Consider the following 13,932-nt stretch of genomic DNA (forward strand, 5'->3'; position numbering starts at 1 on the left):
CGGCGCTGCCCCTGCCGGCTTTACCGGGGCGGGCTGGCGACGGACGCAGGGAGGGCGGGCGGCAGGTACACGAAGCGCCAGCCGGCATAGCTGGCGGCTTCGGCAAACGCCTCGTCGCGGACCGAAAATCCGGCACGCTTGAAAGGCCGGCCCGGCGCCGGGCTATACACGCCGGCGATGCCTTGCGTGTCGGGTTCGCGGATCAGCACAAACGGGCGGCCGGTCAACGGGTCGCGCCAGGCGCGGCGCAGGTGCCGCACGACGTTGGGGCGGCGCTTGTCTTCCAGCAGGTCGTCGAGGCTTTGCGGCAGACGGGGCAGCGCGGGGTCGAGTTCGTAATAGCTGCGGATCGCCTGGCGGTACTGGTCGCCGATGAACAGCAGGGCGGTCTCGCGGCCGCGTTGCGATTCGGTGCGCCACAGGGTGCCCGCGGCGGCCAGACCGAGGCCGATCAGCGCGATCAGCATCAGCACGAACAGATAACTGAAGCCGGATTGCGCGGGCTTACCAGTCGGCATAGGCGCTGCCGTCGTGCGCCGTTCCCGGCGCGCCGCTCTTGATGTCATACATCGCCCCCGCATCGTTGCCCGAAGGCGCCACGATCTGCCAGGTGTCCGCGCGTTCGCTGATCGGGTCGACGGGGATCGAACGCAGATAACGCGCGCCGACGAGCGCGTCGAGACTGTCTGGATAACGGCCGATGTCGCCATGGTATTTGTCGATGGCGTCGCGCATGACGGCGAGATCCTGCTTGAGGATGGTTTCGCGGGACATGTCCAGGTGTCTGAAATAACGCGGCAGTGCCAGCGCCAGCAGCAGGGCGATGATGGCCATCACGACCATGAGTTCGACCAGGGTGAATCCGCGCGGCATCCGTTTCAGCATGAGGGCTCTACCATTCCCTGTACGGAATGCCATTCAGCCCGGTGGCGGCCGATAGCGAATATACGTCGTATACGTCGCGTCCGGCCATCGGGGCGTCGGGCGGGCTGGCGTAGCTGCGCACCCCCCAGGTGGCGGCGGCCGGGGCGGCCGCGTCCGGAAAAAACGGGTCGCGCGGCAGGCGGCGGATGAAGTAGAGCTTGCTCGCATCCGGTTTGGTCTTGTCGACCACGCCGCGCCACAGCATGTCCAGTTCGGGCGGGTAGCCGCTGTCGTCGGCCGGGGATGCGATGCGGCCTTCCGCGACGCCCTGCCTGTAGGCATCCAGCGCGCTGCGGATCTGCTGCAGCGCTGCACGCAATTCGGTTTCCTTGTGACGCTGTTGCACCAGTTGTCCGAACGGCACCGCCATGCTGGCGAGCAGCGCGAGTATGGCCAGCGTGATCATCAATTCGATCAGGCTGAAGCCGCCGTAGCGCCGGGTCGGCATGTTTCAGCTACCTGCCGCCGGAAGGGGAGGAATCTGCGGGGCCGGCGGGATGGATGCGTCATCGGGCACGCTCCCGTCGCCGGCCGGCGGATCGGACTGGGGCGCCGCCGGCAAAGCCGTCTGCGGCGCTGCGGCCGTCGCAGGTACGAAGGGCGCCGCCAGTCCGCCACCGATAGCGTTTTCGGTGCCGCCGCGGAATTCGGTCAGGGCCGGCTGGCGGGTGGCGTCGTTGCGCAGCACGCGCGGGGTGATCAGCAGCACGATCTCGGTCTTGCTGCGTTCGTCGCGCTGGCTGGAGAACAGTCGCCCCACCAGCGGCAGGTCGCCCAGCCCCGGCACGCGGCTGGCGGTGCTGCGGTCCTCGTCCGAGATCAGGCCGGCCAGCACCTGGGTTTCGCCGTCCTTCAGGCGCAGCGTGGTGCCGGCATTGCGGGTGCCGATCTGGTAGGTGAGGGTGCCGCTGCTGCTGCGGATCTCGCGCACGATGTTGGAGACTTCCAGCCCCATCTTGATCTGCACATCATGGTGCATCAGCACGCTGGGCTCGACGTCGAGCTTGAGTCCCACGTCCAGATACGACACCGATTCCGATATCACGCCGGTCGAGGTGGTGTTGGAGGTGATCACCGGCACCTTGTCGCCGATATGGATCTTGGCCTTCTCGCGGTTCTTCACGCGGATGCGCGGATTGGCCAGCAGGTTGACGTCGCTGTCCTCTTTCTTCAGGTTGAGCTGCGGCGTGTTCATCGTGATGTCGGCGCCGGTGATGTGGCGTAGCTTGTCCACGGTCAGCGGCAGCGGCGACAGCGTGGTGTTGGTGGTGACCACCGGCGCGCCCACCGTGGACGAAGTCGCGGTTTGGTTGGTGACGGTGTTGAGCAGCGAAAACTGGTTGGGGTATTGCACGCCCAGGTCGAGCAGCCGACCGCGCTTGATTTCGAGCACTTCGACTTCGAGCATGACTTCCGGCTCGGCCAGATCCTGCACCGCGACAATCTTCTCCGCCAGGCGGATGGCGTCGGGCGTGTCGCGCATCACCAGCAGATTCAGCCGCTCGTCCACGTACAGATCCTTGGCCTTGATCAGGGTGCGCAGCATCGCCATGGTGGTCTTGGGATCGGCGTTGCCCAGATAGAAACTCTTCACCAGCAGCTCCTGGTACGTCTTGTTTTTTTGCGGCTGGTCGGGATAGATCAGCAGCGTGTTGGCGTTGACCACTTTCTTGGCCAGCTGGCCGGTCATCAGTAGCATGTCGATCGCGTCGGCGATCGGCGTATTGCGCGCGAACAGCGTGGCCTTGAGATCCAGCCGGACGTCCTTGTCGAACACGAAATTGATGCCCGATTGCCGCGCGATCATGTCGAACACATTGCGCAGCGACGCATCGCGGAATTCCAGCGTGATCGGCTTGCGGGTGGCCGCCCCGAGTTCGCGCGTACTGAGTTCGTCGGGCGTGCGTAACGCCTGGATCTGCCGCAGCAGCGTCTGCGCGCCGGCATGGCCGGGCGCCTGCGCCAAAATCAGGTGCGCCACCTGTGCCGCCTCGTCGAGGCGGCCTGCCGACAGCGCCTGGTTTGCTGCCTGGAGCGTCTGTTGATGCTGGCGCATGGTCGCGAGATTGGCGAGCTGGGTATGCGCGCGCGGATTTTCGGGATGCAGCACCAGCACTTTCTGCAGCAGGGCTTCGGCGACATCGAAGCGTGTCGCGTCCAGTTCCTGTTGCGCCTGGAGCAGGAGGTCGCCAGTCAGGCGTTCGCGCTGGGTATGGTAGTAGGCCTTGAGTTCGATGTTGCCGGGCTCCTCGGCAAGCCCCGCGCGCAGACGTTCGATGCCGGCCTCGGCCTGGCCGGCGGCGAGCAGCGCGCGCCCCTCCTTGAGACCGCTGCTGGCACAGCCGGCCAGACTCAGGGCAAGCAGCGCGGCAATCGATAGGGAATGGCGAAAGGACTGCAACTCAATCTCCTGTGCGCAGGCTGCGCGTCTGGTTCAGCGGTAGATAAGTGAAATTCAGGATGCCGTCGACCACCGGTTCCAGCCGCCATACACCGTCGAGCACCTGGCCGGCGTGTACGCTCACCGGCACCGTGCCGCGGGCCAGGTACCAGGTGGTGTGGCCGGCCTCCTGCCAGCGTCCCATGTAGCTGAATGGCAGAGCCGGCGCCTGCGGGGGCGGCAGTGGCACATAAGGGGGCGGCGGTGGCGGGGGCGGCGGCACGAACCAGGTCTGTTCGGGAAACAGGTTGGCACGGGAAAGCGCCAGCCGCGGCGCCGCTGCCTGAGGGCTGGCCGGCACGATGACGGGCCGGCCGGTGGCGCGCGGGCGCGCACGCGCCACGGGTTCGGCCAGCTCGAGTCCGGCATCGCCTGCTTCGGTGGCCGGTTCGTCGAGCGCCAGCCAGATCGACCACGCTACTGCGCCGGCCAACACGGCGAACAGAACCCGGCGCCGTTGTGTTTCGCTCATGGCGTCGCCTCCATGAACAGGCTCAGGTGCAACTCGGCCTGCAGCTCGCCGGATTCGATGCGATCACGCTTCAGCTTCAGCTCGTCCAGCGTCAGGTTGGGTTGGCGTTCCAGCGCCGCCGCGATGAAAGCATGCAGTGCCGGGTAGGAAGTCACAACCGGTAGCACCAGCTGCCAGCGTTGCAGCGGGGTGGCCGCCAGCGGCGACACGCTGTATTGCCCGCGCGGCAGGTCGAATCCGTGCGCGCGCGCCAGCCGTTCCAGTTCGCCGATCTGCTGTGCCGCCGCTCCTGCCGGCGGCAGCTCGGCCAGCGGATTGAATGGCACCGGTGCTGGCGCGGCCGGCCGCGCGGTGGTCACGTGCAGCGCGGCCAGGCGTTCGTGCTGAGCGGCGACCGCCCGCTGCACCGAGGAAACCTGGACGCCCTGCAGCAGCAGCGCGCCCGCCAGCAGTCCCAGCCCGGCCAGGCCGCCGGCGCCGAGGCGGCGCGCCCATTGTCGCAGTTGCCAGATCAGATTTGTCATGCGCCCAGCTCCACCAGGATAGTGATGCGCACCGGATGCTGTCCGGCGTCGGCCTGCGCCTCGTGCTGGGTCAGCGTGGCACGCTTCACCCCCGGCTGCTGTTGCAGCGCGTCGATGAAGGCGACGGCATCGGCAAGCTGCCGCGCTTCGGCCACCAGCTTGAGCTGCGACTTGGCCTGCACGGCGTCGAGCGAGAGCAGCGCGATCCTGGCGCTGCGCGCCGTGGCCAGTGCGTCGAACGCCGGCTGCCAGGAATGGCCGAGCTGTGCCGCGATGCGTGCCTGGGCTGCGTGTGCCGCACTGTCGGCGCGCGTGGCGGGTTGTGCCGTCGCGCGCGGCTGGGCCCGTTCGAGCGCGGCGATCCGCAGCGCCAGCCCGGTCTCGGCAGCGCGCGCCGCCTGCAGATTGCTCCAGGCCCAGCCCAGTGCCGCCATGCCGGCCAGCGCCAGCGCAATGCTCAGCCTGGCGGGACGCGAGGAGCGCGCATGGAAATCGAAATCGAGCCGCATTGTCATATTCCCGCCAACGCCAGTGCGCCGCGGAGTTGCGTGTCGTGCGGCAGCACCTGCCAGCGGGTACCGGCGGAATCCGGCGCTGCCACCGTGCCGGTGCCCAGCGCCTGAATCCAGGTCGCAGCGGGGAGGGGCTGCGCCATCAGCGCGGCCTCGCGTTCGATCAGCTCGGGCAGTGTCGCGGCCCAGCCGTCGTCGACCGGCTGGCCGGCGACGTGTCGCCAGATGCCGTTTGCCGAACCGAACAGGCTCAGCCAGCCCGGCTCGACCAGCGCCCACCAGCCAGCCAGCCGCTGCGGCAGGCGACGCGCAGCGACGCTGGCGAGCGGGCGGATCGTCACATCGCGAAAACCATGGCGAGCCAGCAGCGCATCCAGTTGCCGGACCCACGCCGCATCCATCGCGGCGCCGAGCAGGCCATGTTGCGGTGGCTGGCTGAGCACCTGCACGTTCCAGTGCTCGGCCTCGTCGCCATAGATGTCGCGCAGGCTGGCCGTCACCAGAGCGCGCTCCTCGGCAGGCGCGAGCGCCTTGCCGGGCGGCGGCGTCAGCACATGGCGAACGAAGTGCTGCGACACCACCACCTCGGCGCGGCGGCTGCGCCAGGCGGCATCGGCGAGGGCATCGTCGAGCAGCGGCAGCAGGCTCGCCGCGCCGCGTTCATGGCTGGCGAGCACGCGGCTGTCGCGTGCGCGCAGCAGCGCGGCTTCGCCGGGAATGAGCGCGATGCGCAAGGAATCAGCCGACCAGCGTGACACGGTTGATCTCCTCCAGGGTGGTGTCGCCCGACTTCACCAGCGCGAGCGCCGCCTCGCGCAGGCTGCGGGTGCCGCCGCGCGCGGCGGCTTCCTTGATCTGGCCAATCGGCGCGCGCGCCACGATCAGTTCGCGTAGTTCGTCAGTCAGCAGCAGTATTTCGGCGACGGCGCGGCGGCCCTTGTAGCCACTGCCGCGGCAGTGGCCGCAGCCGCTGCCCTGGCGAAATTCGTAGTCGCGGGTCTTCTCGAGCGTCAGGCCCGACAGTTCGAGCAGGTCGTCGGCGGGCACGACCGGCGCGGCGCAATGCGGGCAGTTCACCCGCAGCAGACGCTGCGCCACGATGCCATTGAGCGCCGATACGAAGCTGTAGGGGTCGACGCCCATGTGAATGAAGCGGCCGATGACGTCGAACACGTTGTTGGCGTGCACGGTGGTGAACACCAAGTGGCCGGTGAGCGCCGACTGCACCGCGATCTGCGCGGTGTCGGCGTCGCGGATCTCGCCGACCATGATCTTGTCGGGGTCGTGGCGCAGAATCGAGCGCAGGCCGCGCGCGAACGTCAGTCCCTTCTTCTCGTTGACCGGAATCTGCAGCACGCCTGGCAGCTGGTATTCGACCGGGTCCTCGATGGTGACGATCTTGTCGCGGCCGTGGTTGATCTCGGAAATCGCCGCGTACAGCGTGGTGGTCTTGCCCGAGCCGGTCGGCCCGGTCACCAGCAGCATGCCGTAGGGCTCGGCTGCCAGCTTGCGGATGCGCGCCAGCGTCGCCCCGGCGTAGCCGAGGCCTTCCAGCGTGAGGCCCGAGAGTTCTTCCGACAGCGCCTGCCGGTCCAGGATCCGCAGCACCGCATCTTCGCCGAATACGCTCGGCATGATCGACACCCGCACGTCGACCTCGCGCCCCTGCATCGACACCTTGAAGCGGCCGTCCTGCGGCACCCGGCGCTCGGCGATGTCGAGTTCGGCCATCACCTTGATGCGCGACACCGCCTGTTCGGCAACTTCGACTCCCGCGGCGTGGGCGATATGCGACAGCACGCCGTCGATGCGGTATTTCACCGTCAGGCCGCGCGGATCGGTTTCCATGTGGATGTCGGAGGCGCCGGCTTTCAGCGCGTCGTACAGCGTCGAGCGCACCAGCCGCACTACCGGGCTGGCGTCCTCGGCGATGCTGGCGAACGACAGGGTTTCGGCGCCGGAGTCCGGCGCCGCCTGCGTGCTGCCGCCGCCCACGCCCTCCATCGCGCGCAGGCCCTCCTCGTGGCGCGCCAGCAGTGCCGCCAGATCGGCGGGGTGGGCGAGCCCGGTCTTGAACGGCGTTCCCAGCACATGCCCGGCATAGGCCCGGCTGGCACTGTCCCAAGGATCGGTCAGCAGCAGCCAGGGTTGTCCGTCACCATCGCGTGCGGCCAGGCAATGCCGGCGCGCGGCCTCGTTGAAGCCGAGTTTGCCGAAGTCAGCGGTCAGTGCGTTCAGCCCGGCCATGTCGAAGGCGGGCTGGCGGCAATGGGCGGCCAGCAGATGCAGCGTGGCGTCGGCGTCGAGGCCGAACTGCTCCTGCAGCCTCAGTATCACGGACTGGCCGGCAGCGTGCGCTTCCTGGCGCAGGCTGGCCAGGGCGGCGGCGGTGAGGGCGGGTTGCGGTGCGTTCACTGGATCGATCCCGCCAGGTCGAAGATCGGCATATAGAGCAGCACCACGATCAGGCCGATGGTGAGGCCGATGAACACCATCAGCAGCGGCTCGAACAGGCGGGTGAACCAGTCCACCCAGCGCGCCATTTCCTCGTCGTGAAAAATGGCGATGCGCTCCATCATCTCGCCCATGCGGCCACTTTTCTCGCCGACGCGCAGCAGTCGCGCGGCCACCGGCGTGGTCAGCTTGCCGCGGGCGAACGCCGCCGAGATGGTTTCGCCGCGACGCATCGTCTCCATCGCCGTCGCCGCGCCGCCGCGCAGGTGCGCCGAAAGCAGCCCCGATACCATGCCGAGCGCCTGGACGACGGGAATGCCGCCGGCGAGCAGCATGCCGAGGCTGCGGTAGAAGCGGGCCAGTTCGAAGGTGCGCAGATGCTCGCCGATCGCCGGGAGTCGCCAGGCCAGGCGGGTGAGCGCGGCGCGGGTGGCGGGCTGCGACAGCACGGCGACCAGGCTGGCGACCAGACCCAGCGCGCCCAGCGCAACCCAGCCGCCGTGCGCTCCGACCGCCTCGCCCCAGGCCAGCAGCATGCGCGACATCCACGGCAGGTCGCGTCCGGCGTCGGCATACACGGTGGCGAAGCGCGGCACCACGTAGCCGAGCAGAAAACCGATCACCAGCGTACCGACGCCGATCAGCAGCATCGGGTAAATCGACGCCGACAGCACTTTCTTCTTTACCGTGTCGATCTGGTTCTGATAGCCGAGGTAACGGGCCAGCGCGGGCGAGAGGTCGCCGGTGCTCTCGGCCGCGCGCACTGTAGCGGTATACAGGGGCGGGAATGCATCGCCCTGCGTGGCGAGTGCGGCCGAAAACGGGCGGCCTTCGCGCATGGTGGCAAGCAGGCGCTCGATCAGCTGGCGCGATTCGGGGCGGCTTTCCTTCTCGGCCAGGGTTTCCAGCGCCTCGGTCAGGGTCAGTCCGGCATCCAGCAGCGCGATCAGTTCCTGCGTGAACAGCAGCAGCGGAAAGCGTATGCGCCGTGCCGCCAGCCAGCCCGCGCGCTCGGCGACGATGGACAGCACCTGCGCACCTTCGCGCTGCAGCCGCGCAGTGACCTCGGCCTCGTCGAGCGCTTCCAGCGTCAGCGCCGTGACTCCCGCACCCGGGCGCAAGGCTTTTACCCGGTAGCGCATTTACCAGTTGCCGATGTCGGCGCCGTCGCCGCTGCCGCCGGGTGCGCCATCGCGGCCAAACGAGAAGATGTCCACCTCGCCGCGCTCGCCGGGCATGCGGTATTGATACGGCTTGCCCCAGGGATCGTTCGGCACCGCTTTCTTCAGATAGGGGCCGTCCCAGCGCGCTTCGTCGGCAGGCTTGGTGTTCAGCGCGGCCAGGCCCTGCTCGATGCCGGGGTAATGACCGGTGTCGATGCGGTATTGGTCGAGCGCCTTTTCCAGCGCGCCGATCTGGGCCTGCGCTGTCTTGACTTCGGACTTGCCGACCTGGGAGAAATACTTGGGTGCCACATAACCTGCCAGCAGCCCCAGAATCACCAGCACCACCAGCAGTTCGAGCAGGGTGAAGCCGCCGCTGCGGCCGGGGCCGGATGTCGCGATGAATGGAAACACAATCTGACCTCTGTGTGGTTGTCCGCCGTGGAATGGATGGATTGCCTGAGATGCGTGCCGGCGTCCCCGGACGACGGGCAGGGGAGGGGCAACTGTCGTGGAGTTGAATTGAAACAGCCGCATGTTACCGGCGTGTTAAAAGTGGGAATCAGGCTCGCCAGGCCGTCTTGCCTCGCCGGAAGCAAAGCGGTCGTTGTCTTGAATTGCGTGGGATATCGGGGTGCCGGGCAACGGGGTACCGGGACGCATCGCCGTCCGATGCCGCACCGGAGCATGGAAGAATCGCGCTGTCGCTGAAAGCGGCGGCCCGCCCGAAAACGGGATGCCAGGCGCCAGTCGAATATTGACGGACAAAATGATCACCCATGCAGTCTCCCCCTGCCGATGCAACGATCACGATTTGTTATCCGCAAATTGCCGGCGTGCCGGGCCGCTGGCTTATTTGATTTATGGCTGTGAACTTATCACGCGGATTTTCAAGCGGTCAATATGTTCTGATTTTTAATGGGTATTGGCTTGCTCTGGCCGTCTATCGTCATTTGCGTAGAACCAGGGAAATAAACGGCGCTTGTGCCTGGCGAACGGTCGGAACCGAATGCGCTGTAATTCGCATGCGATTGACAAATCCATAAACCTACGGATAGAGTCCGGACCACATCACGGCCCGCGCAACGCACGCGAGCCGACCCTGCGGAAGAACAAACAAAACAATTCAAAGCAATTTCCGAAGGGGAGGGAAGAATCATGTCGAATGGGGTGAGTTCGTTCGCGCAAGGCGTGCGAGAGCTGTTTGTAGTCGCGACGGTATTTTCTTTGTTTACCGTAATTTTTTACGGAGCAAACGCCGCTGCAAACAATCAAGGATTCAAAGGGTGGTCTTGGTATATAAATCAAGCACTTTTCGACAGTGCAGAAGAAGCCTGTAAGGCCTACCCTCCCTACAATTACACGTACTCCCCTAATACAAACTGTTGTTATTTTGAGTTTACTGGAGTGTTGGCCAACCCGGCCTATCCCCAGTACAAGGACTGTCAATTTGCGATTGTCAACCTGACTGATCCGTTATACAACGATCCATCCAAAAGCAGACTTACGGTTTATCCATACTTCGACACTGTCTCTGGTAGAACGCAGGTAATTCGTGCCCGACAACGCCCAATCCAATTACGATCGGCATAGGCAATAAGTTTCTAGCTGAGACCGATAGTAATACCAGCACACAAACGCTGACTCTGCGACGCTATTACAACAGCGTATCGCCTGTGACTACTAGCTTTGGAGTGAGTTGGCGGCACTCATATAAACGTCAAATTTTCTTGAGTACGTCAACGGCGGTGACAGTGAGACGTCCTGACGGAAAGTCACTTAACTTTCAACTGAGCGGCAGCACTTGGATTGGTGACGCCGACATTGCCGATACCCTAGTCCAACTTTCCAGCTCCGCTGGCTGGCGCTACACCATGGCCGCCGACGACTCCGTCGAACTCTACGATGCGAGTGGTAAGCTGCAATCACTCACCGACCGCGCCGGCCGCACCGAAACTCTAACTTACAGCGACGGCACCGCGGGTACTAATGGCGGCTACGTCCTCGACGCCTTTGGCAGCCCGACCCTGGCCGTTCTTTCCGTCGGCCAATTGATTCGCGTCACCGACGCTACCGGCAACGTCCTCAATTTCGGTTACGACGCCTTGTCCCGCATTATCAAGCTGACCGATCCTTCCGGCGGAATCTACGCTTACGTTTACGACACAAACGGCAATCTCGTCTCCGTCCAGTATCCCGACGGCAAGAGCAAGACCTACCTATACGAGAACCCTACTTTCCCGCATGCCCTAACCGGCATCGTTGACGAGAATGGCGACCGCTACGCCACCTACCGCTACGACAGCCAGGGACGCGCCTACGACGAAGACCACGGCGGCTCGGTCGATCACTACAATCTCGCCTACACCACGGACGCCAATGGCAACCCCGTCTCGACCACCGTCACCGACCCCATGGGTACCCAGCGCACCTACAACTTCACTACCATATTGGGTGCCGTCAAGAGCACCGGCGTCTCCCAGCCCGGCGGCTCCGGCTGCAGCGCTGCGTCCTCCGCCATAGCCTACGACGCCAATGGCAACGTCGCCAGTCGCACTGACTTCAACGGCCACACTACCTGCCACGCCTACGACCTGACGCGCAACCTCGAAATCGCCCGCGTCGAAGGCCTGGCATCCAGCACCAACTGCCCGAGTAACCTCGCTACCTACACCCCCACCGCCAATAGCGTCGAGCGCAAGATACTCACCCAGTGGGACAGCCGCTTCCGCCTGCCCGTCAAGATCACAGAGGCCGGTCGCGAAACCAGCACCGTCTACGACAGCCGTGGCAACCCTACCATCCGCAGCATCAAGGACCTCGCCAGCGGCCAGACTCGCACCTGGAGCACCAGCTACACCTACCATGCCAGCGTTCCCGGCGTCCTAGTCCAGAAAATTGAAGACGGCCCGCGCACCGACGTCAGCGATCTCACCACCACAGACTACTACGCCCCCGACGAGAACTGCACCGGCGATCCCCTGGGCTGCCGTGGCCAGCTCAAGCAGATCACCAATGCTCTCGGCCACATCACAACCTATGACGAATACGACGCCAACGGCCGTGCCCTCCGGATCACCGACCCCAACGGCCTCGTCAGCACTTATACCTATAGTCCGCGCGGCTGGCTCGAAACCCGCAGTGTCGGCGGTGAGCTGACCCGCTTCGACTACGACTACGTCGGCCAATTGATCAAACTCGCCCGTCCTGACGGCAGCTACGTCAGCTTCGAATACGACCCCGCCCACCACCTCACCACCATTGTCGACCAGGACGGCGGCCGCCTCACTTACACCTTCGACGCCATGGGCAACCGCACTCATGAAGCGATCACCGGCCTCGGCGGCAGCACCGTCTACTACGCTCACAGCCGCACCTTCGACGCCTTGGACCGCCTGTGGCAGGACATCGGCGCCGCCAACCAGACCGTCACCTACCAGTACGATGCCCAGGGAAACCTGAAACAGATCGACGGCGCCCGCACCGACGTCGCCGACGTCACCAGCCACGGCTACGGCGCCCTCGACCGCCTCATCCAGACGCTGAACGCCGACGGCGGCGTCGAGCAATACAAACCCAACACCCTCGGCCAGGTCACAAACGTTGTCGATCCGGCCAACCAGGCCACCGTCTACACCCGCAACGCCTTCGGCGACATCGTCCAGACCCAGAGCGCGGGCACCGGCACCACCACCCGCACCTTCGACGGAGCCGGCAACACCAAGACCGAGACCGACGCGCGGAACGTGACCGCCACCTATAGCTACGACGCCTTGAACCGGCTTGTCCAGAAACAGAGCAGCCAGAGCGGTGCTCCGGTCTACCAGTATTTCTACGACGACTGCGGCAAAGGCTTCCTGTGCTGGGTACAGCGCAACGGCAGCTTCCACCTTTACTTCAGCTACGACCTACACGGCCGGCAGACCTACCAGCTATCCGCCATCGACAACTGGTACTTCGGTGTGTACAGCTACCGCCCCGGCGGACAGATCGAGACTGTGACTTATCCCAGCGGCCGCAGCGTCACCTACGGCTACGACGCCCAGGGGCGTGTCAGCCAGGTGAAGACCCGCAAGAACGCGGCCGACTCCGAGACCGTGCTGGCAAGCAACTTCAGCTATATCTACCCTTTCACCGGCCCGCAGAGCTTTAGCTACGGCAACGGCAGCGGGTTCTATCTAAGACGCGACCAGGACTATCGCCCTTCGTACCATTTCGACGGCCCGAGCTACAAACTCTATGGCCACGACCTCGCCGGCAACGTTGCCAGCATCGTGGACATCAACAATACCCTGCTGACTTACGCCTATGACAGCACCGGCCGTCTCGTCTCCGCCATTGACAGCGCCGCCAACAGCTTCGGCAGCCTTGCCTGGGCTTACGACAAGAATGGCAACCGCCAGAGCGAGACCCGCAACGCCGGCACCATGCCCTACGTCTACAGCCCGCCCAACTGGCTGTATCAGGCCGGCAGCGATACGCGAACCAGAACCGCCTACGGCAACACCGCATCCACCAGCACTGCCAGCTTCACTTACGATGGCTACAACCGGCTTGCCACCAGCCAGACCGCAAGCGAAACCACCACCTACAGCTACAACGCCCTCGGCCAGCGCATCAGGAAGATCAACCAGAACGGACTTGCCACCGCTTTCCACTACGGCCCGAACGGCGAACTGCTGTACGAGCAGGACCAGGCCGGCAACACCAAGGCCTACGTCTGGCTCGACGGAAGACCATTGGCAAGAATCGACAACAACGCACAGATTTATTACTACCACGTCGATCATCTGGGGACGCCGCAAGCAATGACGAACAGTATGGGAACCACTGTGTGGAAGGCGAACTACGAGCCGTTCGGCAAGGCGACAGTGACGACCAGCACTGTCGAGAATAACCTGAGACTGCCAGGGCAGTACTTCGATCGGGAGACGAACCTGCATTACAACTACGCAAGGGATTACGATCCGGGGACGGGCCGGTATATCGAGGCCGATCCGATCGGGCTCAGTGGCGGCATTAATCTCTACACCTATGCGGAGGGGAATCCCGTCACGAAGACAGACCGGTTAGGATTATTTTGTGGGTCGGGTTGGAACGAGGTATTTGTTCCCGATTTATTTCCGGGCGGCGTCGATTTTTCCTCTGCATGTCATAAGCACGATATTTGTTACAGTAAGTGCGGTACGCAAAAAAACTCATGTGACCAGAATCTACTGTCGGATGCGCTCGCAGAATGTGAAAAATCCCCTCTCAACTCCCTTGTCCGAAATCAATGCATGATGACTGCCACTTGGTACTGGGAAGCCGTAGGCCGGTGGGGACAAGGTGCTTTCGACAACGCGCAACGTAGTTGCAGCTGTAAACAGTGAGAGAAATATGGAAGAGAAAACAGTAGGAGTTCTAGTCTTCACAGCGCTAACATTGCTGAACAGTATAGGTT

12 protein-coding genes are annotated in these 13,932 nt (G+C 64.5%); 1 reads left to right on the forward strand and 11 read right to left on the reverse strand.

Annotated elements, in window-relative coordinates; genetic code table 11:
- Positions 1–20: 20 nt before the first annotated feature.
- Genes B059_RS21325 through gspG form a run of 11 tightly spaced genes read right to left on the reverse strand, consistent with a single transcriptional unit; the run spans position 21 to position 8,903 of the window.
- Positions 21–518, reverse strand: coding sequence for a type II secretion system protein (locus B059_RS21325; protein WP_018076539.1), 498 nt, complete (start codon positions 516–518; stop codon positions 21–23).
- Positions 505–885 (reverse strand): type II secretion system protein, encoded by a 381-nt coding sequence (locus tag B059_RS21330; protein ID WP_018076540.1) that lies wholly within the window; start codon positions 883–885, stop codon positions 505–507. The genes B059_RS21325 and B059_RS21330 overlap by 14 nt, the downstream gene beginning before the upstream one ends.
- Before the next feature lie 7 nt (positions 886–892).
- Positions 893–1,372, reverse strand: a complete 480-nt coding sequence (locus B059_RS0101875; RefSeq protein ID WP_018076541.1) for a type II secretion system protein — start codon at positions 1,370–1,372, stop codon at positions 893–895.
- A 3-nt stretch (positions 1,373–1,375) separates the two neighbouring features.
- On the reverse strand, positions 1,376–3,325 hold the full coding sequence (locus B059_RS0101880) for a secretin N-terminal domain-containing protein (RefSeq protein ID WP_018076542.1): 1,950 nt from the start codon (positions 3,323–3,325) through the stop codon (positions 1,376–1,378).
- A 1-nt stretch (position 3,326) separates the two neighbouring features.
- Positions 3,327–3,836, reverse strand: coding sequence for a hypothetical protein (locus B059_RS0101885; protein WP_018076543.1), 510 nt, complete (start codon positions 3,834–3,836; stop codon positions 3,327–3,329).
- Complete coding sequence (locus B059_RS0101890; protein ID WP_018076544.1) at positions 3,833–4,360, reverse strand: GspMb/PilO family protein; 528 nt, start codon at positions 4,358–4,360, stop codon at positions 3,833–3,835. The genes B059_RS0101885 and B059_RS0101890 overlap by 4 nt, the downstream gene beginning before the upstream one ends.
- Positions 4,357–4,875 carry a hypothetical protein gene (locus tag B059_RS0101895; RefSeq protein WP_245538706.1) on the reverse strand — a complete coding sequence of 173 codons (519 nt, stop codon included), beginning with the start codon at positions 4,873–4,875 and terminating at the stop codon, positions 4,357–4,359. The genes B059_RS0101890 and B059_RS0101895 overlap by 4 nt, the downstream gene beginning before the upstream one ends.
- Positions 4,872–5,630: a hypothetical protein gene (locus tag B059_RS0101900; protein ID WP_026177238.1), complete on the reverse strand. Its 759-nt coding sequence runs from the start codon at positions 5,628–5,630 to the stop codon at positions 4,872–4,874. The genes B059_RS0101895 and B059_RS0101900 overlap by 4 nt, the downstream gene beginning before the upstream one ends.
- A complete protein-coding gene (locus B059_RS0101905; RefSeq protein WP_018076547.1) occupies positions 5,611–7,287 on the reverse strand; it encodes a GspE/PulE family protein in 1,677 nt (558 codons plus the stop codon). Before B059_RS0101905 ends, B059_RS0101900 begins: the two co-directional genes overlap by 20 nt.
- Complete coding sequence (locus tag B059_RS0101910; protein WP_018076548.1) at positions 7,284–8,468, reverse strand: type II secretion system F family protein; 1,185 nt, start codon at positions 8,466–8,468, stop codon at positions 7,284–7,286. Before B059_RS0101910 ends, B059_RS0101905 begins: the two co-directional genes overlap by 4 nt.
- The gene (gene gspG / locus B059_RS0101915; RefSeq protein ID WP_018076549.1) at positions 8,469–8,903 is read right to left on the reverse strand and encodes a type II secretion system major pseudopilin GspG; all 435 of its coding nucleotides are present in this window, start codon (positions 8,901–8,903) and stop codon (positions 8,469–8,471) included.
- Positions 8,904–10,072: 1,169 nt separating this feature from the next.
- Between gspG and B059_RS21590 the strand changes: the two genes are divergently transcribed.
- Positions 10,073–13,861, forward strand: a complete 3,789-nt coding sequence (locus tag B059_RS21590) for an RHS repeat-associated core domain-containing protein (protein ID WP_272867454.1) — start codon at positions 10,073–10,075, stop codon at positions 13,859–13,861.
- Positions 13,862–13,932: the final 71 nt, after the last annotated feature.

It is taken from the genome of Thiobacillus denitrificans DSM 12475, from assembly GCF_000376425.1.
GTDB lineage: Bacteria > Pseudomonadota > Gammaproteobacteria > Burkholderiales > Thiobacillaceae > Thiobacillus > Thiobacillus denitrificans.